The sequence below is a fragment of the Gluconobacter wancherniae NBRC 103581 genome (genome assembly GCF_007988885.1).
GTDB lineage: Bacteria > Pseudomonadota > Alphaproteobacteria > Acetobacterales > Acetobacteraceae > Gluconobacter > Gluconobacter wancherniae.
This window is the reverse complement of sequence record NZ_BJUZ01000002.1, coordinates 467,362-486,326: the sequence shown is the minus strand read 5'-3', so window position 1 is coordinate 486,326 and position 18,965 is coordinate 467,362. Positions and strand designations below refer to the sequence as shown.

Genomic DNA, 18,965 nt, shown 5'->3' with positions numbered 1-18,965 from the left:
ACGCGGAAAACATACCTTCAGGCCGGAGAAGCACTGCCCCCCGGCTCAGACAGCAGCCGAGTTGCAATTTCTGCCGTGACAAACGCAGCGATGATCTCAGGCCGCTTGTCCCGCACTCCAAAATCACCGATTGGGCAGACAAGCTTGTCAATCTGCATCTGCGGAATATCAATCTGACGAAAAGCGCTTTCAAAGCGCCGCCGCTTTGTCCGCGAGCCAATCATACCAACGTAGCGCAAATCATCACGCACAAGGGCCGCCCCCACGATTAGCGCATCCAGAGTATGACTCTGGGTCAAGACCAGAACCCCAGAGCCCGCAGGCGCAGCATCGAGCATCGCTTCCCAATCACCCGTGACCTGCGCCTCGACATCGACCGGAACAGAACCAAACTCCTCATCCCGTGCATCAATCCAGATGAGCCTGAGGGGCAACAATGCGAGAGAGCGGGCCAGCGCACGCCCGACATGGCCAGCACCGAACAGCAGAAGAGTCGGCAGCGCTTCGCGATCCCTCAGCGCCTCAGCTTCCAGCACCTCAAGATCATGGATGCGCTCTATCAATACCGTGACGGCACCTCCACAACACTGATTGATCGCAGGGCCGAGGGGAATATGACATTCCCGCCTGTCGAGCCCCTCGGAGAGAAGAAGTCGGGCATCTGCCATGCAATCCCACTCCAATCGGCCACCACCAATTGTGCCGGTCTGCTCGTGCGCCGAGACAAGCATGAACGCGCCTTCCTCGCGCGGCGTGGAGCCCAGCGCCTGGATAACACTGATCCGCGCAACAGGCTCACCAGCACTACGCCACCGCCGGACAATCTCCAGAGCGCTCAGACCGCCTCTCCACGCAGCCGCATGGCAGTCCGCAGGATCATTTCTGGAGTAGCTGGCGCATCCAGTCGCGGGCATGTCCGATACTCATCAAGGCTCGCAATGGCGTCTGAAATAGCCTGCAGAACCGCCACTCCATGAACAAAAGGCGGCTCACCTACGGCTTTGGAGCGAAAGATCGTCGCTTCACGGTTCGGGGCATCCTCAAGCAGCGAAACATTGAAAATGCGCGGACGGTCTGAACAGGCCGGGATTTTATAGGTGCTTGGCGCGTGCGTCCGCAAACGCCCTGCAGCATCCCAGACAAGTTCCTCCATCGTGAGCCAACCCGCGCCCTGCACAAACCCGCCCTCAATCTGCCCGATATCAATATCAGGATTCAGGGATTGCCCGGCGTCATGGAGAATATCCACACGGTCTATGGTGTTTTCGCCCGTCAGCAGATCGACTGACACTTCGGCGCATGCAGCCCCGTAGGCAAAGTAGAAAAAAGGACGACCCCGACCAGTATCAGCATTCCACGAAATTTTTGGCGTTTTGTAGAAGCCATTTGCCGAAAGCGAAATCCGGGCGAAATACACATCCCAGACCAGCTTCTTGAAAGGAACAATGTCGTCGCCGATATGCACGCCATCGGGTAGAAAATGAATGTCACATTCCGCCACAGCCCATTTCTCGGCTGCGAATGCGATGATCCTCTCCTTGATACGACGAATGGCATCTAGAACTGCCATTCCGTTCAGGTCCGCACCGGAAGACGCAGCGGTAGCAGAAGTATTGGGGACTTTGCCTGTCGTGGTGGCCGTAATACGCACGAGGTCTGCGGTCAGGCCAAACTCCCTCATGGCAATCTGCACCATCTTGGTATGCAGTCCCTGCCCCATTTCAGTGCCGCCGTGGTTCACCTGCACGGAACCATCCGTATAGACATGCACCAGTGCGCCAGCCTGATTGTAATGCGTGGCCGTGAACGAAATTCCGAACTTGACCGGCGTAAGAGCAATACCACGCCTGATATGCCTGCTATGGCGGTTGAACTCCCGGATCTCGGCCTTGCGGGTCTCGTAATCACAGCGCTCTACAAGCTTGCTGACGATCTCTGCGCTGATCGAGTCCTCAACCGTCATGTGATAGGGCGTCACATTCCGGGTGCCCGTCCCGTAGAAATTCCGCATCCGCACCGTGACAGGATCAAGGCCCGTCGCAAACGCGATCTCCTCGATCACGCGCTCTGCTGCCACAATCCCCTGCGGGCCACCAAATCCGCGATAGGCGGTATTGGACTGTGTATTGGTTTTGAGTGCCTGTGATCGAAACCGTACATCTGGGTAGAAATAGGCGTTGTCAGCATGAAACAATGCACGATCCGTCACGGGGCCGGACAGATCTGCAGACCATCCACAACGCGCCGCAAGAACCATATCGACCGCAAGAATGCGGCCGTCATCATCAAAGCCCACATCATAATCAACGACAAAATCATGACGCTTGCCCGTCATCATCATGTCGTCGTCACGATCCAGGCGCATCTTTGCAGCCCTGCCCGTCAGATCCGCAGCCAAGGCTGCAATACACGCACACGCATTGGCCTGCGTTTCCTTACCGCCGAACCCACCGCCCATACGCCGGATTTCGGTCGTTACGAGATGATGCGGCCTGCCAAGCACATGCGCTACGAGATGCTGGGTTTCTGAAGGATGCTGCGTCGAAGACCACACCCGCATCTCACCGCCCTCGCCGGGCTGCGCAAATGCGCTTTGCCCTTCAAGGTAGAAATGCTCCTGCCCGCCCATCGTAATCCGGTTTTTCAAACGACGAGGCGCCTCTGCCAGGCCGCGCTCCACATCTCCACGCTCCATGGTTAATGGACGCCAGACCACGGCACCGCCGTTTTCCCGTGCCTGTGCAATATTCAGAATTGCAGGCTTCTCTTCATATTCGATCTTCGCCAGACGCACGGCATGCCGTGCCGCCGCACGAGAAACCGCAACCACGGCAAAGATCGGCTGTCCCCAGTAATAAACATGATCAGTGGCCAGCAGCGGCTCGTCATTCGCATGAACCGGACTGATCTGGTTTTCACCCATCACATCCTCGGCTGTAAGAACCCTCACAACACCGGGCGCCGCACGCACAGCCTCAAGATCCATTGAGACAATACGGGCATGCGCCTTGGTGCTCATTCCCGGAACCACATGCAGCATGCCTCTGGGTTCTGGCATGTCGTCAATATAGGCCGCGGTGCCGGTTACATGCAGAATGGCGCTTTCATGCTTCATGCTGGTTGATGCCGCACCCTTGACGCGCGGCTGGGCCACATTCTCAAGCATGCACAGGCCCTCCCGTCTTGGCCAGACGCGCTGGCGCACCGTCCTGTGTCTCTTCGTAAAGGCGCGTCAGCAGATTGGCGGCGACTGTGCGTCGATACCAGTCACTTGCCCGCATATCCGTCAGCGGGGTGAAATCCTGTGCAATTGCTTCGCGTGCAGCTGCGAGCGCATCTTCGTCCCACACCCGGCCTGTAACGGCGGCTTCAGCCAAAACTGCCCGCTTAGGGGTTGCCGCCATACCGCCAAATGCAAAACGTGCAGAAATCACGACGGAATCATCGTCGATTTCCAATGCAAAAGCTCCGAGAACGGCGGAAATATCCTGATCAAAACGCTTTGAAACCTTATAGGCCCGGAACTGCGTTCTGGCAGATAGAGCCGGTATCGTCACAGCCTCAACAAACTCACCCGGCTGCCGATCCTGCTTTCCATAAGCCACGAAATACGCTTCCAGCGGCAGCGCCCGGCGAACCTCTCCGCGTCGTAGATGCAGTGTCGCACCTGCCGCGATAAACATCGGGGGCCCATCCCCGATCGGGGAGCCGTTCGCAATGTTGCCGCAGACTGTCGCGCTGTTACGCACCTGCGTCGAACCAAGACGACGGATCATTTCACCAGCATCTGGCAGCAACGCTGCTATCGCCGGGCGAGCCTCCTGATAGGTTACGGCCGCCCCAATCTTTAACCCGGCTGATGTGTGCTCCATCACGCGAAGGTCTGGCACTCGCCCAATTGAGATAATGTGCGGCAGGGTACGCATACCCTTCGTGACCCAAAGACCCACATCCGTAGCTCCGGCCACAATCGTGGCAGAAGGATCATCCAGGAAAGCCTGTGAAAGCGCGTTCGAATCTGTCGGTATCGTCAGCTTTCCACCCGGACCAGCCAGACAGACTGTCTCACTATCCTGAAGGCTCTCCAGGCGTTTCGTGATCGCCTCGACTTCTGCATCAAAGCGGTCTGCTCCGGCCGCCATGGCCTGCTTCATAGCCCGTACAATCGGAGCGTATCCCGTGCACCGACACAGGTTTCCAGCCAGAGCCTCATCAATGCGCGCATCATCAATCGTGGCATCGGGCGTCTTGCGATAGGCCGCCATCGACATGACGAAGCCGGGGGTACAAAACCCGCACTGGGAACCGTGCTGCTCAACCATCGCCGTCTGCACGGGATGGGGGGCGGCAGGCGTACCAAGATCCTCAATCGTGAAAAGCTGTGCACCATCCAGCATACTGACAAACTGGATGCATGCATTTACAGCCTTCCAGACAAGCTGTGCCTTTTCCAGACGAACGATCAGAACCGTACAGGCCCCGCAATCCCCCTCGTTACAGCCTTCTTTGGTTCCCGTACGCCCACGCTCACGAAGCCAGTCAAGCACCGTTAGCGTTGGAGAGATTTTGCTGAGCTCACAATACTCCGCGCCAAGGTAGAAACGCACATTCTGTCGCATCAGACCGCTCCCACACACAGCATAGCAAAGCGGCGTTCATGCCCGCGTGCATGCATGACAGGAAAAAGGCTGGTGTGATGGCGTGTCAGCGTCAAGATAAAACCTTTGCAGAAGGCAAACAGAACTCCGGTAAGAGTCCCGGCAGACAGACCCTAAGTAAGAGGCAGTCTGAACATAACCTTCCTGCAGGGCGCGCAGTCCATTAGCAAGAAACGCACGAAGCGTTGCCTTTTTACGAGCGTACATCGCGTATTTAAGCTAAACCTGCGAACAGAAACCTCTACGCAAGCTCACAACCCAGAATTCAGCGTAAAAGAGCAACCACGCCATCCTGATACCCCAGAGCCGTCAAAAGCTCATCGAAGCTGATATCGGTTGTCGCGTAGAAAATATTCAATGCAAAAATCAGGGTCATGGCAGCCACCAATAGCCAGATCGCAAGGTCATCCCTGTTATAGGAATAAACCTCACCACTTTTGAGTGCAGAACTGATTTTGGGTTCCCTGCGATACATGTCCGCGCTCCCTTAATGCATCACCGACACAGGCAGGGAAGCGCCGACTGAAACCTGCGGCCACAGAACGTCCCGGGGCGAGATGTCCGCAGCCCTGCTCCGCCATCGCGCAACCGACGCAAGACAGGGCGAGCCAAATCGGCGCGTGTCTTGCCGAAAAGCGTTTCCATGAGAAGCCGGAAGCCAATGCCCGGTCCCTGCCAGACAGTCAGCCAGCAGCATGAGTGCAAGAGAGAAGCGCGATTGTAGATAGAAATGTCCGAAATCGGGCTCCAGAATGGATCTCACCGCACTCTGATTTCCGTTCTGGGCACTCTCTACAGCATGGAGGAAACGCTGCTCCGTTTCGAAAACCTGTTGTGTCCCTGGAATGCCAATTTCGGGCAGTTCCATCGCCGAATCTCTCATGAATTGCAGCGCCTCCTGAAGAGCGGTTTCCGCAGCTTCGAGACCGTTCCTGCAGCATTCCGGGAAAAAACTACCCGGGCGCCGCGCAACTGGCTGGCATGAGGGCATGCTGAGGCCCGTCATACTGCGGATACTCCAGATCGCCAGGCGCTCACTGCAGCACAGTTCGGATAGGAAAAGCGAAGATTGGGTCATGTGGACCTCCGGATCAGCGGGTATGAACTGACGTTATGTGAGAATCATTCTCAATTGCAATTCAAATATGCATCCCGGCATGATTTCTTTGCATGTCGCGCTCATCGTCCAGCCCGATTTCAGATCATGACAGAGACTTCGTTTCGCTTGACGATCACTCCGTTCTCCCTTCAATCACGAGAAACAAAGCAAGCGACGGAGCGAGCAGTTTGAGCGACAGAACGGCGGTTACCCACACATTGAACGTCGCCGCTCACCAAAAATGGCTCCAGATGGCAGCGGCTCTGGTCTGCATGGCCGCCATTTCCTCTCCGCAATATGTCTGGACACTGCTTACTCCTGCCCTCAAAGCCGATTTTCCGGTCAGTGCCGCCGCATTGCAGGTGACGTTCTCGCTTCTGATCGTGCTGCAAACGCTTTTCTCACCCATACAGGGCTGGATAAGCCAACGCATAAGCCCTCGCCTGCTCATCTCAGCAGGAATCGTACTCACAGGGCTAAGCTGGGTCTGCGCGTCATGGGCACAAACTCTGACAGGCCTTTATCTGACCTATGGCGTCCTGGGAGGAGTAGGTACGGGCATCGTGTATGTCGGGGTGATATCCCTGTTGATGCAATGGTTCCCCGAACGCCGCGGTATGGCCGCAGGACTGGGGGCATCAGGATATGGCATGGGCGCCATGCTCACCACTTTCCCCATTGCTCACAGCCTGTCTCATACAGGCTGGAGGCATACGGTCCTGGTTTTTGGTATTGGCATTGCTATTGCTGGCCTCTGTGCCTCGACGATGCTCAGAGTGCCTACCGGCAACACATTGCCATCACAGCAACCTGAGATCGGCACCCCCACAGGCGAAGTCGTCCGTACCCCTCTTTTCTGGCTCATGTTCTTCATGATGGCGACCATGGCGACATCCGGACTGATGGTGACATCCCAGCTGGCGCAGATTGCTTTAGATTTTGGCGTTGCGCACCTGACAGTCCTTGGAGCTGCAGCACTGCCGCTCGCCATGACCCTTGACCGCATCGCCAATGGTTTCACACGCCCTATGTTCGGTTGGATATCCGATGTTGTCGGGCGTGAACGCACAATGGCAATAGCGTTCTCACTTGAAGCCATAGCCATGACATGCTGGGTACTTCTTGCGCATCATCCAGTCGCATTCGTACTTTTGTCCGGTATGGTTTTCCTCGGGTGGGGAGAAATTTTCTCTCTTTTCCCAGCCACCCTTACCGATACCTTTGGCTCCAGGGACGCATCCCGCAATTACGGCATTCTCTATATGGCGCAAGGCGTGGGTGCAGTGATCGGAGGCCCGCTTGCGGCAATGCTGCACCACACATCGGGAAGCTGGTATCCGGTTTTTGGCTGTGCAATTGCCGGTGACCTCCTAACGGCTTTTCTGGCTATCACGGTCCTTCGCCCAATGAGGCAGAGATTTATAACCCCACAGCCAAAAATACTCTGATTTGCTGCCTTCTCACGGCCTCTTTCAGAGACCAGTCAAAAATCGACAGTGCTCAGGAGGTTCGTTATAGCAAACACAATTCATCAATAATATTTTTATGGAGCCGCCTGTGCAGTGCGAATGGCGTCGATCTTACGACAGGCTCGTGCCGATGTTGATCAAGGAACATTTCGGCGATCCAGGCGGATTGACGCGACAGTTCCCATACATGAAATCCACTTTCCAATGGAAAAGCGACGATTTCATCATCAGCGCAGAAAAACTTGCCAATCCGAACAATAAATATCACGGCCTGGAAAAGCTCGCCGTGCAATATCGCAACAAAGGCGCAAACGTTCTCGCAGGGGATCTCTGGCTGATCGCAGCTGGCTGGCGCAGAAACACCATGGACCCAAGCGACGAACGCCATATGGAAGCACTACAGTTCGTTCTGCGTAATGTCGAATACGACAGAGCTATGGCGGAATGGAAAAAGAAGAAACTGGCACGGAACGCGATGCCATATCCCAGCCTTTTCGGTCTCTCCGACGCGTGAATACAAACGACTGCAAAATTTCTGGGCAAATGCGTTAATATAATTGAACGCATATACGGACACTGCAGTCCAGAGTGTCTCAAACGTGCAGCTGATGCCTTAACGGGATCAGCTGGTTGAGCACATGTTTTCCGTGTCAACTGGCAAAGAGAATGCCAAATAACTGATTGTCATTTTGGGGAGTTAAGCTGGTGCTGCTGGACAGGATTGAACTGTCGACCTCTCCCTTACCAAGGGAGTGCTCTACCACTGAGCTACAGCAGCATCGTTGCTTGGCGCGCTTCCTACCGCTTTGAAGCGCACCATGCAACCCCTTTAGTCGTCGCGATGAACCTTTTCCATGCGTTCATGACGCTCCTGGGCGTCAATCGACATTGTTGCGATCGGACGCGCCTCAAGACGCTTCAGGCCAATTGGTTCACCTGTTTCTTCGCAATAGCCATATGTGCCGTTATCAACGCGTTCCAGCGCCATGTTGATCTTAGAGATCAGCTTGCGTGCACGATCGCGGGTACGGAGCTCGAATGCTCGGTCAGTCTCTACGCTGGCGCGATCTGTAATATCAGCTTCATGGATGCCGCCCTCTGAAAGGCTGGCAAGAGTTCCATCAGCCTCACGCAGGAGCTCTGCACGCCACTGAAGCAGTTTCTGGCGGAAATACTCGACCTGTAGAGAATTCATGAACTCTTCAGCATCGGAGGGCCGATAGTCTGGCGGTAACGTGATCATGCGCGTCCATTCCCTGACAAGTCCGCCGACGTCCGCTTCTGCACAGCCGTGGGCGATGACGCGCGGCTTATACCCATCAAGGGCTCTCCCGCCAAGTCCGAACATAAAGTGTAACGCAACTCAAAAGGGCAGAAATCCGCCCACTGTTAGGAGATTCTTCATCCATTACTGGCATTTAGGTCCTCTGACAGGAAGCAATCGCTTTCGCTGAGTGCGGGATTTTTTGCCACAATCATGCCTCTCATACCCATTTCAACACGCTTCTGGAGCCAGATCAGTGCAGTATTATGCACACTGGTCCTCCTGCTTCCTGCCCCTTCCAAAGCTGCCGTTGTCCGCATCAAGGACATTACGGATATGGAAGGCGTACGGAGCAACCAGTTGATTGGCTATGGTCTTGTTGTCGGTCTGAACGGCACCGGTGACCGGCTGACAAATTCGATTTTTACCCGTGAAACGCTGATTTCGATGCTCAACCGCCTCGGCGTCAACATTCGTGATCAGGAGACGCAGCTTCAGACCCATGATGTTGCAGCAGTCATGGTCACAGCTGATCTTCCAGCATTTGAGCACGGTGGAAACAGGATTGACGTCACCGTATCGGCGGCAGGTGATTCTTCTTCACTTACAGGTGGAACGCTTCTGGTAACACCGCTGATGGCTGCGGACGGAGAAGTATATGCCGTCGCACAGGGATCACTGGCAACAAACGCGTTCAGTACACGCGGAGCGGCGGCATCCATTACGCGCAACGTTCCTACAAGCGGACATATAGCCAATGGTGGCGTTGTCGAGCGTGAAGTGCCCTTCGATTTAAGTCACCGCACAAGCCTGCACATGAGTTTGCGAAATCCGGACCTGACAACGGCAACGCGCATCGCAGCCGTGATCAACCAGACCCTGGGTCCAATCGCGACCGTTCAAGATCCACGCACGCTGCTGATCGCCCTGACTTCAAGGGATCCCGTCGCCACGTTGTCCAGAATCGGGGATTTACTGGTTCAACCCGACAACCCGGCAAAAGTTATCGTGGATGAGGCAAGCGGTACAATTATCATGGGAGCGGATGTCCGAATCAGCACGGTTGCCGTCGCACAAGGCAATCTGACCGTACAAGTCACGGAGACACCTCAGGTTTCGCAGCCTGGTCCGTTTTCGAACGGTCAGACTGCAGTGGTCCCCAGGACAAACATCAATGTGGATACCGGGAAAAACCATCACCTTGCTGTCATGCAAGGTGGCACGACCCTGCGTGAACTTGTTGCTGGCCTCAACTCACTCGGCGTTGGCCCACGCGACATGATCAGCATTCTGCAAGCAATCAAGGCCGATGGCGCGTTGCAGGCCGATCTGGAGATGCGTTGATATGCACATTACCATGACCATGCCACAATCGGCCATGCAGGGATCATCTTCCATGGAAGACAAAACCATGAAGGCCGCACGGGACTTTGAGTCCATGACAATTAATCAGATGCTGCAGCCAATGTTTCAGTCTGATGATGACGACAAAAACATGTTTAGCGGCGGCGCAGGTGAGAAGCAGTTCAAACCCATGATTGTTGAGCAGATTGCGAAGCAGATGGAAGATAACGGAGGCCTTGGCCTCACAGACGCAATAGATCGCCAGATGCTTGCCATGCAGGAGGCCAAATGACTTTTCGGGACACATCCCTGATGCAGGACCTTCTGGCTCTTCTGGAAACAGAGAATTCCGCTCTGACAGCAGGGAATCTAAGTGACGCGCTAGCTTTGTTGCCTGAAAAACAGAAACTCTCAGAGTTGTTCGAGGCAAGCGTATCCAGCGCGCGCGAAACTGGGAACATCACTGAAGACGTTCGGCCACTACTGGAACGGATCAGCATTGCCATGACGCGCAATGAAGAGTTGCTACAACTCGCCATTGGAACCCAGAAACGAGTGGTGAGCGTTTTAACAACCCCACTGACCAATGCAGACAATATTCCGCAGGCATATGGCCAGAAAGGTGGATACGCAGACGTCAACAGGCAGAATACTGCGGTGTTCGTAAGCCGGGCCTGAGATAACAAGCCAGGCCACCCTGTCAGTTTTCGGCGAGAACCTGTCGGCTGGCCTTCACCCGAATGACCCGCCGCCTCTCCATCTCCAAAACTTCAAACAGCCATCCCGCAAAGGCGACCTTGTCGCCTTTGGCTGGCACGCGACGTAACAGCGCCAGGATGGCACCACCGAGCGTGTGATAACTACCAGACGCCGGGAGCTCCGGCAGATCGAGCTTTGAGCGCACCTCGTCCGCAGGCATGAAACCGTCCAGAATATATTCATCAGCACCTTCAGCAGCCTGCAATTCTGAAGGGGCGGAATCTGTCGTTTCGTCGCCAACAATCGCCTCAAAGACATCTGAGGGCGTTACAATCCCCTCAAACGAGCCATATTCATCCAGAACAAACGTGATTCCCAGCGTGACCCCACGCATACGCTCGATCATATCCTGCGCTGTGAGGCTGTCTGGTATCACAGGCGGTTCGCGCAAAACTGCTTCAATGGAAACAGGCAACCCAAGAAGCAGCCGGTCCATAATGTCCTTGGCCAGAATAACGCCAACCGGATGATCAACATCCCCTTCGCAGACCACAATACGTGCAAAGGATGACTGACGGAGTTTGCTGATCAGGGTTTCCTGATCAGCATGTCGATCTACCCAGAACAACTCGTTTCTTGGCGTCATGATGGCACGAACAGGACGATCAGCAAGCCGAAGGAGGCGCTCGATCATTGCTCGCTCTTCAGTCTCGAGAACGCCAGCCTGCGCTCCCTCTGCCAGAACGGCACGCAGCTCCTCCTCAGTGACGGCAGCACGGGTCAAGGGGCCAACGCCGAGCAGGCGCAGCACCAGAGAGGACGTCTTGCTCAGGCACCAGACAACCGGCTGCGCGATCCGCGACAGGCTCACGAGAAGAAACGAAAGGCGTGATGCAATCAGCTCCGGCTGCTGAAGTGCCATTTGCTTTGGCACCAGTTCTCCAAACACCAGCATTGCAAACGTGATCATCGCCACAACAAACACGATCGCCAGTTCGCCAGCAAAAGGCCTGAGAACCGGAACCTGATAAATCCAGGCTGTCACCGTGGACTCAAGCTGGCTACCGCCGAATGTACCTTCCAGGATGGAAACCAGCGTCATGCCAACCTGAACGGTCGGCAGGAATCCATGAGGGTCATCAGCAAGACGCATGGCGCGGTCGGCGCCCCGGACTCCTTTCTTAGCCAGCACCGCAAGACGTGGTCGCTTGGCGGAAATCAGTGCCAGCTCCCCCATGGCGAAAACACCGTTCAGGAGAATGAGCAGGCAGATGATAAAAATAGGGGTCAACATGGTCCGGCCAGAGTTATGAAGGTCGCGATGATAGCAGGCAATTTCCCAAGCACCATGACATTCCTGTCATTTATCCACGAACACCTCTGATCCACATAAAAAAAAGCCACTCCCCTTAGGGAAGTGGCTTTCACTATATGCCTACCAGTCGACGGAAAGATCAGTCAGCGGCATCCGCAGCTTCAGAGACAGCATTCGCTGCACGTCCGTTTACGCGAACCCGCGGACCACGTGCCGGCTTGGAGCCCTTGGAGATCTGTTCCATCTGCGTTGCGACCTGCGCTTCATAGCCATATTCGGCAGGGCGCTGGTTTGCGAGCGAGATTTCAGGAACCATCGGCTTTTCAGTCTCGGGTCCGAACAAGGCGACCTTTGCGATATGCCAGGGACGACGGACCGCATCCATCACAGCCGTGGATTCATACCCGGAGTGAACCATGCAGTCTGCGCATTTCTCGTATGCGCCTGTGCCATACTGCTCCCAGGCAGTATCGTCCATCAGTTCCTTGAATGTCTTGGCATAGCCCTCGCCCAGCAGATAGCAGGGGCGCTGCCAGCCAAAGACAGTGCGGAGCGGCTTACCCCAAGGCGTGCAATGATAGTTTTCGTTGCCTGCCAGAAAGTTCAGGAACAATGGTGACTGCGTGAAGCGCCACTTCTTGCCCTTACCCAGACGGAAGATGTCACGGAAAAGCTGCTTGGTCTTCTGACGGTTCAGGAAGTGCGCCTGATCAGGTGCACGCTCATATGCGTATCCTGGGGCGGTCATGATGCCGTCCACACCCATTGCCATGGCTTCATCGAAGAAGGCCGCAACGCGTTCCGGAACAGCACCGTCGAACAGGGTGCAATTGATCGAGACACGGAAACCACGCGCCTTAGCAGCACGAATGGCAGCGGTTGCACGCTCAAACACACCGTCCTGACAGACTGACGCATCATGCATCAGCTGATCACCATCCAGATGCACATCCCATGAGAAGAAATGAGAGGGCTCGTAATCGTCCAGCTTCTTCTCCAGAAGCAGACCATTCGTGCAGAGGTAGATGTATTTCTTACGCTCGATCAGACCCTTGACGATCTGCGGCATTTCCTTGTGCAGCAGAGGCTCACCACCAGCGATGGCAATGACCGGGGCATCGGCTTCAGAATCTGCATCAAGGCATTCCTGAAGGCTCATGCGCTGGTTCAGGATCTGCGCCGGATAATCAATCTTGCCACATCCGGCGCAAGCCAGGTTGCAGCGAAACAAAGGCTCGAGCATCAGGACCAAGGGGTAGCGCTTGCGGCCCGTGATGTGCTGCTTGACAACGTACCGTCCGACTCGGACAGCCTGCATCAAAGGAACGGCCATTATAGTCCTCTGGTTCTTGCCACCGGGATTACGCGCTCGCGTTGAAGCACACCGGGGCCTTTCGCATCTGGTGACGATCAGGCTTTCCGTAGAAAACTCGGGTAAACCCTCTGGCGTTCAGTGCCGGATACGGGGTTAGCCAGACAGTCGATTCACTGGCTATAGCCCCATTGACCATCACGCCTCAATGTCGTGCATGATAATTGTATGAAAGACTGTTGCTTATCAGACACAGAGTAAAACTTTCCATGTTCCATTGATCTGACGCAATTTCGTGCTGACCTCTTGCACAAAATGTCACATAGGACGAAAGCATGACCATGATCCGCCGAATTTCGAAACATGCGACTCTCTCCCTGTTCATTGCGGGAGGAATCCTAGGTATCGCCCGCGGCAATGCTCTGGCTCAGGCAGCTTCGTCTTCAGCCCAGAGTGTTTCCGTAGCGTCTGATACATCCTCAGCACCGATCAACGGTCTGTATGATGCCCTGCGTGCTGCGCAGACATCGGGAAAGACTGCCCAGCAACGCGCAGGAATAATTGCCCCCGCCGTGGACAAGGCATTTGATCTGGAGGCTGTTCTGCGTCGTTCCGTGGGGCTTCGCTACAATGATCTCAGTCCTGCGGACCGCACGCGACTGCTCGGCTCATTCCGCCAGTTCACTATTGCCCGTTACGCATCCACGTTCAAACCCGGCACCAATGCGGTGTTCAAGGTTATGCCGCAGACGCGCGCCAACCCAGCAGGTGGCCAGATCGTTGACACAACCATTGGCGGAACAACAGGTGACAGCACGCCGGTTGATTACATCATGACGTCCTCTCCCTCAGGATGGAAGATTACGGATATTCTCCTGAACGGGCATATCAGCCAGGTCGCTGCACAGCGTTCTGACTTCGGTGGCGCTCTTGGTCAGGGTGGCGCAAGCGGGCTGGCGAATCTTCTAGATCACAAGACAAGCCTCTTCCTGCATGATTGAAACTGCATGTGCGGACGCACATCTATTTCCTGCCCTGACGGCAGGAGGCTAGAAACCACACGTGCCCACACCTCTCTCTATTGCCGCCGGATTTACAGGGCTTGTTTCAGTTGCCGGAAGCCTGCAGGCGCTGATTGGCGCAACCCTGCTCAGCCGGTTCCGGCGGGGCGAGACCGCGGCCGACGACGCATTGCGCTCAATTGCGCGCACTTGGCCCGCAATTACCGTCCTCAAGCCGCTACATGGAGATGAACTCCTGCTTGATGATGCGCTCGACAGCATCTGCCTTCAGGAATATCCGGCTTTCCAGATCGTTTTCGGAGTTCAGTCGACTCAGGACACTGCGATCCCGGTCGTGGAACGTCTGAAAGCAAGACATCCGAACGTCGACATCACGCTTGTGGTTGACGATGCAGAACACGGCCCGAACCGCAAAATCGGCAACCTCATCAACATGTATGGGGCAGCGCATCACGATATCATTGTCGTTTCAGACTCTGATATCCATGTAACCCCAAACTACCTAAAGCATGTTGTATCCGCGCTTGAAAAACCCGGAACGGATCTGATCACCACGCTGTATGCGGGCAGGCCAGCGACTGGCAGCCTCGTGCAGCAACTGGGTGCCTGCCAGATCAATCACAATTTTCTTCCGGGCGTGATGATGTCCCGCCTTCTGGGGCGTCAGGACTGCCTTGGCGCCACAATGGCCCTGACACGCCAGAAACTGGAGGCCATCGGTGGCCTGCGGGCTCTGGTTGACCATGTGGCTGATGATGCCGAACTCGGCCGCCTTATTCGCCAGCAGGGGGGGGACATCGCGATTGCTCCCACCCTGACCCACACCACCGTTGGCGAACAATCTCTGACGGAGTTGCTCGCGCACGAACTGCGCTGGGGGCGAACCGTCAAGAATGTCGAGCCCTTGGGCTACGGCCTTTCTTCAATCCAGCTGCCACTTTTCTGGGCAATAGCCTGTGTGCTTTTCCGCCCGAATACCCGGCTTAGCTGGATGATTCTTGCCCTGACCTGGTTTCTGCGGGCCATAAGCGCATCGATGGTGGATCGCGCTACGAAATGTCCGTTACCAGCAGGGATTCCCTTCCTTCCCGTGCGCGACTGGCTGTCTGCGGCTATTATGGTGGGCAGTGCACGCGGGTCACGCGTTGCATGGCGCGGCAGAACAGTCCATATCGCGCGACGCACGAAGAATTCTGCGGCGAGCGGCACCACCACGCAGCCCGGCACAAACAGGAGCGTTTGATTATGATGAGAACCCTTTTTCTCCAGCCTCCTTCTTTCGACGGCTTTGATGGTGGTGCAGGCTCCCGCTACCAGGCCAAACGCGAGATCAAGTCTTTCTGGTTTCCCACCTGGCTCGCACAGCCTGCAGCCCTGGTCCCGGGATCACGGCTGATCGACGCCCCGCCAGCCAAGATGGGCATGGACCCCATTCTGGAAGACGTTAAAAACCGCGATCTGGTCATCATCCACACATCAACGCCGTCCTTCGCATCGGATGTCCGTGTGGCTCAGATGCTCAAGGATACGAATCCAAAGCTGATCATCGGCATGGTCGGCGCCAAAGTTGCCGTGCAGCCTGACGAAAGCATGCGTCAGGGTGGACCGATCGATTTCGTGGCGCGCAACGAATTTGATTTCACAATCAAGGAAATTGCAGAAGGCAAGCCCCTCTCTGAAGTTGACGGCATTACGTGGCGCAACGCAGAAGGCGAGGTCATCGCCAACAAAGACCGCGCGATGATCGAGGACATGGACAGCCTTCCGTTCGTGACGGAAGTCTACAAGCGTGACCTCAACATCAACGACTACTTCATCGGCTATCTGAAGCATCCTTACATTTCGATCTATACGGGTCGCGGATGCAAGTCGCGCTGCACGTTCTGCCTGTGGCCCCAGACGGTCGGTGGACACCGCTACCGCACTCGCAGCCCGGAACACGTTGCTGCCGAAGTACGTCTCGCCAAGCAATATTTCCCGCAGGTGCAGGAATTCATGTTTGATGATGACACCTTCACGGACGATCTGCCCCGCGCCGAAGCCATTGCCCGCGAGATGGGTAAGCTGGGCGTAACATGGTCTTGCAACGCCAAGGCAAACGTTCCCTACAGCACCCTGAAAATTCTGAAAGAAAATGGCCTGCGCCTTCTTCTGGTCGGCTATGAGAGCGGCAACCAGCAGATCCTTCACAACATCAAAAAGGGCATGCTCGTCGAGACAGCCAAGGAATTTACCCGCAACTGCCACAAACTTGGCATCAAGATCCATGGCACGTTCATCGTAGGCCTCCCGGGCGAGACGAAAGACACCATTCAGGAAACGATCAAGTTCGCCAAGGAAATCAACCCGCATACCCTACAGGTTTCACTGGCAGCGCCTTATCCCGGCACGTTCCTGCACAAGCAGGCAACGGAGAATGGCTGGCTGAATGAGGAAGCGGCAGAGTTGATCGACGAAAACGGCGTTCAGATCGCACCGCTGCACTATCCGCATCTGTCGCACACGGAAATTTTCGAAAGCGTTGAAGAATTCTATCGCAAATTCTATTTCCGCGGCTCCAAGATCGCTTCGATCGTGAACGAAATGGTTCGCAGCCCGCAGATGATGAAACGCCGCCTTCGTGAGGGTGTGGAGTTCTTCCAGTTCCTCAAGGATCGCCACGCAGCCTGATCCAAGCTCTGAACGTAGTTTCAGAAGGGGTGTGGCCAAGCTGGCTACACCCCTTTTTCATACGCAGCCCCTGCTCCGGAGATCTCCATGAGCCTTCCTGCTCAACGACGCGCCATCGTTTCAGCCGATGATTTCGGGATGAGCGAAGAGGTGAACGAAGCCATCGAGATAGCGCATCGAGAGGGTATTCTCTCCACGGCGAGTCTGATGGTAGCAGGCCCGGCAGCAGTAGATGCCGTGCGTCGGGCAAAAAAAATGCCCGACCTACGGGTAGGCCTTCATGTCGTGGCAATTGAGGGTAAATCCGTCCTCGATCTCCCTGCGATCACCGATGAACAAGGCTGGTTCGGACGCAATCAGTTACGCCTTGGGGTGGAGTATTTCTTTCGCCCCCATTCCCGCCGCGCCTTACGCCGGGAAATAGAGGCGCAGTTTCGCGCCTTTGACCTGAGCGGACTCACGCTTGATCACGCAAACGCTCACAAACACATGCATCTCCATCCAACCGTCGGTAAATTTCTGATCGAGTCGGGCCTAAAGCATGGGCTCAAAGCCGTTCGGACGCCCCTGGAACCTCCAAAGCCCGTTGAGAGCACTGAAACGCTGGGGGACAGAGCGCTCCGCCGTTGGATCAGCGTCCTGCACCATCAGCTTTCCCGGGCGGGGCTGAAGACCAATGACTGGTGCTTCGGTCTGCGCTGGTCAGGCCACATGACCCCGGAACGAATCCAGGGACTGATTCCGCGCCTGCCACCCGGAGTGAGCGAAATCTACTTCCACCCTGCCACGGGCCAAAACGACATGATGCGGCGCTTCATGCCGGACTATGACCCGACTGGAGAGTTGGCCGCCCTCCTTGATCCGGCAGTCCGCAAATCGTTTGGACGTGCGAACGTTGACCGAATCGGCTGGGGCGACCTCTGAACGAGCGCTTCAGGCTTTAAGCGCAAAGTCTTTCTCAGGACGTGCACCAAAGCGCGTGATGATGTCACCCGCAGCCGCATTCCCCAGCTTAGCGCAGGTCGTCAGATCACGTCCCTTGCTCAAGCCTGCAAGAAATCCTGCTGCAAATGCATCGCCTGCACCCGTGGTATCCACGACCTTGACCTGCGCCGTTGAAACGTCATGACGCTCTTCCCCGGCGATAACAACCGCACCCTTTTCGCTACGCGTGATGACAGCGAGCTTTGTCTCAACCGCGACCTTACGCGTGGCAGCTTCGAAATCCGTGGTTTCATAAAGCGCCAGCAGCTCTGCCTCATTGGCGAACAGGATATCCACGTGACCTGCCACAAGGCCACGGAATGCAGAACGGTGACGCTCCACACAGAACGTGTCTGACAGTGTCAGTGCAACATCACGGCCTGCAGCATGCGCAAGTGTTGCAGCATGGTTGAAAGCATCCTGTGCCTGGGGCTTATCGTAAAGATAACCTTCCAGATACGTGACAGCCGATGACGCAACGACATCACCAATAACGTCATCGCGTGTAAATTCTGTGCAGGCACCGAGATACGTGAACATCGTGCGCTGTCCGTCCGGCGTAACCAGGATAATGCATCGCGCGGTTGGAATGCTGCGTGAAGCGGCGAGCGGTTGGGACGGAAAGGTAATGCCCTGCTCGCGAATGTCATGGGCGAAATGCTTGCCTGCGTCGTCTTCTGCAAGCTTACCCAGATAAGCCACGCTGGCGCCCATGCGTGCGGCAACAACCGCTGTGTTGGCGCCCGACCCGCCACCTGCAACGCGCTCGACAGTGACGCGCTTTTCAATAGCCTGCATCGTTTCAGCGTCAATCAGTGTCATGCCGCCTGGAACGGCACCCAGTTCAGCGATGACCGATGGCTCCACGGAAGCAAGCACATCCACGATGGCATTACCGATGCAGAGAATATCGTGCTGGGGAGAGGACATTCGGACTCCAGATAAAACAAGAATAAAAAAGTTCGAGACGCGGACTGCGCCATCAAATCAACACGATCATAGGTCCCCTCTTGTGACGCGCCAACTCCCCGGCCATCCCCTGCCTTCCGACATGCGTAAAAGGCGCTGTTTTGACGGAATGTGCGGGTTGTCGCCGTGGGCCGTCAGCGTGTAGGTTTTGTCAGAGGAT

Annotated in this window: 18 protein-coding genes and 1 tRNA gene; 9 read left to right on the top strand and 10 right to left on the bottom strand. The window is 55.8% G+C overall.

The features are described from left to right. Positions 1-17 precede the first annotated feature (17 nt). The 5 genes from xdhC to GWA01_RS09270 form a co-directional block, all read right to left on the bottom strand. Positions 18-914 carry a xanthine dehydrogenase accessory protein XdhC gene (gene xdhC, locus GWA01_RS09290; RefSeq protein WP_146796779.1) on the bottom strand — a complete coding sequence of 299 codons (897 nt, stop codon included), beginning with the start codon at positions 912-914 and terminating at the stop codon, positions 18-20. Further along, the gene (xdhB, locus tag GWA01_RS09285; protein ID WP_146796776.1) at positions 836-3,166 is read right to left on the bottom strand and encodes a xanthine dehydrogenase molybdopterin binding subunit; all 2,331 of its coding nucleotides are present in this window, start codon (positions 3,164-3,166) and stop codon (positions 836-838) included. The genes xdhC and xdhB overlap by 79 nt, the downstream gene beginning before the upstream one ends. Then, positions 3,159-4,619, bottom strand: coding sequence for a xanthine dehydrogenase small subunit (gene xdhA, locus GWA01_RS09280; RefSeq protein ID WP_146796773.1), 1,461 nt, complete (start codon positions 4,617-4,619; stop codon positions 3,159-3,161). Before xdhA ends, xdhB begins: the two co-directional genes overlap by 8 nt. Positions 4,620-4,923: 304 nt before the next feature. Further along, complete coding sequence (locus tag GWA01_RS09275) at positions 4,924-5,133, bottom strand: hypothetical protein (protein ID WP_146796770.1); 210 nt, start codon at positions 5,131-5,133, stop codon at positions 4,924-4,926. A 12-nt stretch (positions 5,134-5,145) separates the two neighbouring features. Beyond that, a complete protein-coding gene (locus GWA01_RS09270; RefSeq protein ID WP_146796767.1) occupies positions 5,146-5,736 on the bottom strand; it encodes a hypothetical protein in 591 nt (196 codons plus the stop codon). Positions 5,737-5,945: 209 nt separating this feature from the next. On the opposite strand from GWA01_RS09270, the gene oxlT reads away from it, so the two are divergent. Beyond that, positions 5,946-7,205 carry an oxalate/formate MFS antiporter gene (oxlT, locus tag GWA01_RS09265; protein WP_228118502.1) on the top strand — a complete coding sequence of 420 codons (1,260 nt, stop codon included), beginning with the start codon at positions 5,946-5,948 and terminating at the stop codon, positions 7,203-7,205. A gap of 208 nt (positions 7,206-7,413) precedes the next feature. Then, positions 7,414-7,740, top strand: a complete 327-nt coding sequence (locus GWA01_RS09260) for a hypothetical protein (RefSeq protein ID WP_228118503.1) — start codon at positions 7,414-7,416, stop codon at positions 7,738-7,740. Positions 7,741-7,929: 189 nt separating this feature from the next. Here the strand turns inward: GWA01_RS09260 and GWA01_RS09255 are convergent. Beyond that, positions 7,930-8,004 (bottom strand) — tRNA-Thr (locus GWA01_RS09255). Positions 8,005-8,055: 51 nt separating this feature from the next. After that, the gene (gene dksA, locus GWA01_RS09250) at positions 8,056-8,469 is read right to left on the bottom strand and encodes an RNA polymerase-binding protein DksA (RefSeq protein WP_146797771.1); all 414 of its coding nucleotides are present in this window, start codon (positions 8,467-8,469) and stop codon (positions 8,056-8,058) included. Between the two features lie 234 nt (positions 8,470-8,703). Here dksA and GWA01_RS09245 point away from each other — a divergent pair, with 234 nt between their 5' ends. From GWA01_RS09245 to GWA01_RS09235, 3 genes are read left to right on the top strand one after another with little or no spacing between them, the layout of a single operon-like run. Next, positions 8,704-9,834, top strand: a complete 1,131-nt coding sequence (locus GWA01_RS09245; RefSeq protein ID WP_146796760.1) for a flagellar basal body P-ring protein FlgI — start codon at positions 8,704-8,706, stop codon at positions 9,832-9,834. A 1-nt stretch (position 9,835) separates the two neighbouring features. Continuing rightward, positions 9,836-10,126 carry a rod-binding protein gene (locus tag GWA01_RS09240; RefSeq protein WP_228118504.1) on the top strand — a complete coding sequence of 97 codons (291 nt, stop codon included), beginning with the start codon at positions 9,836-9,838 and terminating at the stop codon, positions 10,124-10,126. Beyond that, entirely contained in the window at positions 10,123-10,512 is a 390-nt protein-coding gene (locus GWA01_RS09235) for a flagellar protein FlgN (RefSeq protein WP_146796757.1), read from the top strand. The genes GWA01_RS09240 and GWA01_RS09235 overlap by 4 nt, the downstream gene beginning before the upstream one ends. A 22-nt stretch (positions 10,513-10,534) precedes the next feature. On the opposite strand, the gene GWA01_RS09230 is transcribed toward GWA01_RS09235, so the two are convergent. Together GWA01_RS09230 and hpnH are read right to left on the bottom strand one after the other, a co-directional pair. Next, positions 10,535-11,827, bottom strand: a complete 1,293-nt coding sequence (locus GWA01_RS09230) for a hemolysin family protein (protein ID WP_146796754.1) — start codon at positions 11,825-11,827, stop codon at positions 10,535-10,537. A gap of 160 nt (positions 11,828-11,987) precedes the next feature. Then, positions 11,988-13,181, bottom strand: a complete 1,194-nt coding sequence (gene hpnH / locus GWA01_RS09225; protein WP_146796751.1) for an adenosyl-hopene transferase HpnH — start codon at positions 13,179-13,181, stop codon at positions 11,988-11,990. 314 nt (positions 13,182-13,495) lie between these two features. Here hpnH and GWA01_RS09220 point away from each other — a divergent pair, with 314 nt between their 5' ends. The 4 genes from GWA01_RS09220 (at position 13,496) to hpnK (ending at position 17,776) form a co-directional block, all read left to right on the top strand. Beyond that, the gene (locus GWA01_RS09220; RefSeq protein WP_146796748.1) at positions 13,496-14,161 is read left to right on the top strand and encodes an ABC transporter substrate-binding protein; all 666 of its coding nucleotides are present in this window, start codon (positions 13,496-13,498) and stop codon (positions 14,159-14,161) included. Between the two features lie 61 nt (positions 14,162-14,222). After that, positions 14,223-15,425: a bacteriohopanetetrol glucosamine biosynthesis glycosyltransferase HpnI gene (hpnI, locus tag GWA01_RS09215; protein WP_146796745.1), complete on the top strand. Its 1,203-nt coding sequence runs from the start codon at positions 14,223-14,225 to the stop codon at positions 15,423-15,425. Between the two features lie 2 nt (positions 15,426-15,427). Next, positions 15,428-16,852 (top strand): hopanoid biosynthesis associated radical SAM protein HpnJ, encoded by a 1,425-nt coding sequence (gene hpnJ, locus GWA01_RS09210; RefSeq protein WP_146796742.1) that lies wholly within the window; start codon positions 15,428-15,430, stop codon positions 16,850-16,852. A gap of 87 nt (positions 16,853-16,939) precedes the next feature. Continuing rightward, positions 16,940-17,776 carry a hopanoid biosynthesis-associated protein HpnK gene (gene hpnK / locus GWA01_RS09205; protein ID WP_146796739.1) on the top strand — a complete coding sequence of 279 codons (837 nt, stop codon included), beginning with the start codon at positions 16,940-16,942 and terminating at the stop codon, positions 17,774-17,776. 9 nt (positions 17,777-17,785) lie between these two features. Here hpnK and GWA01_RS09200 read toward each other — a convergent pair whose 3' ends face one another. Then, positions 17,786-18,766, bottom strand: a complete 981-nt coding sequence (locus tag GWA01_RS09200; protein ID WP_146796736.1) for an adenosine kinase — start codon at positions 18,764-18,766, stop codon at positions 17,786-17,788. Positions 18,767-18,965: the final 199 nt, after the last annotated feature.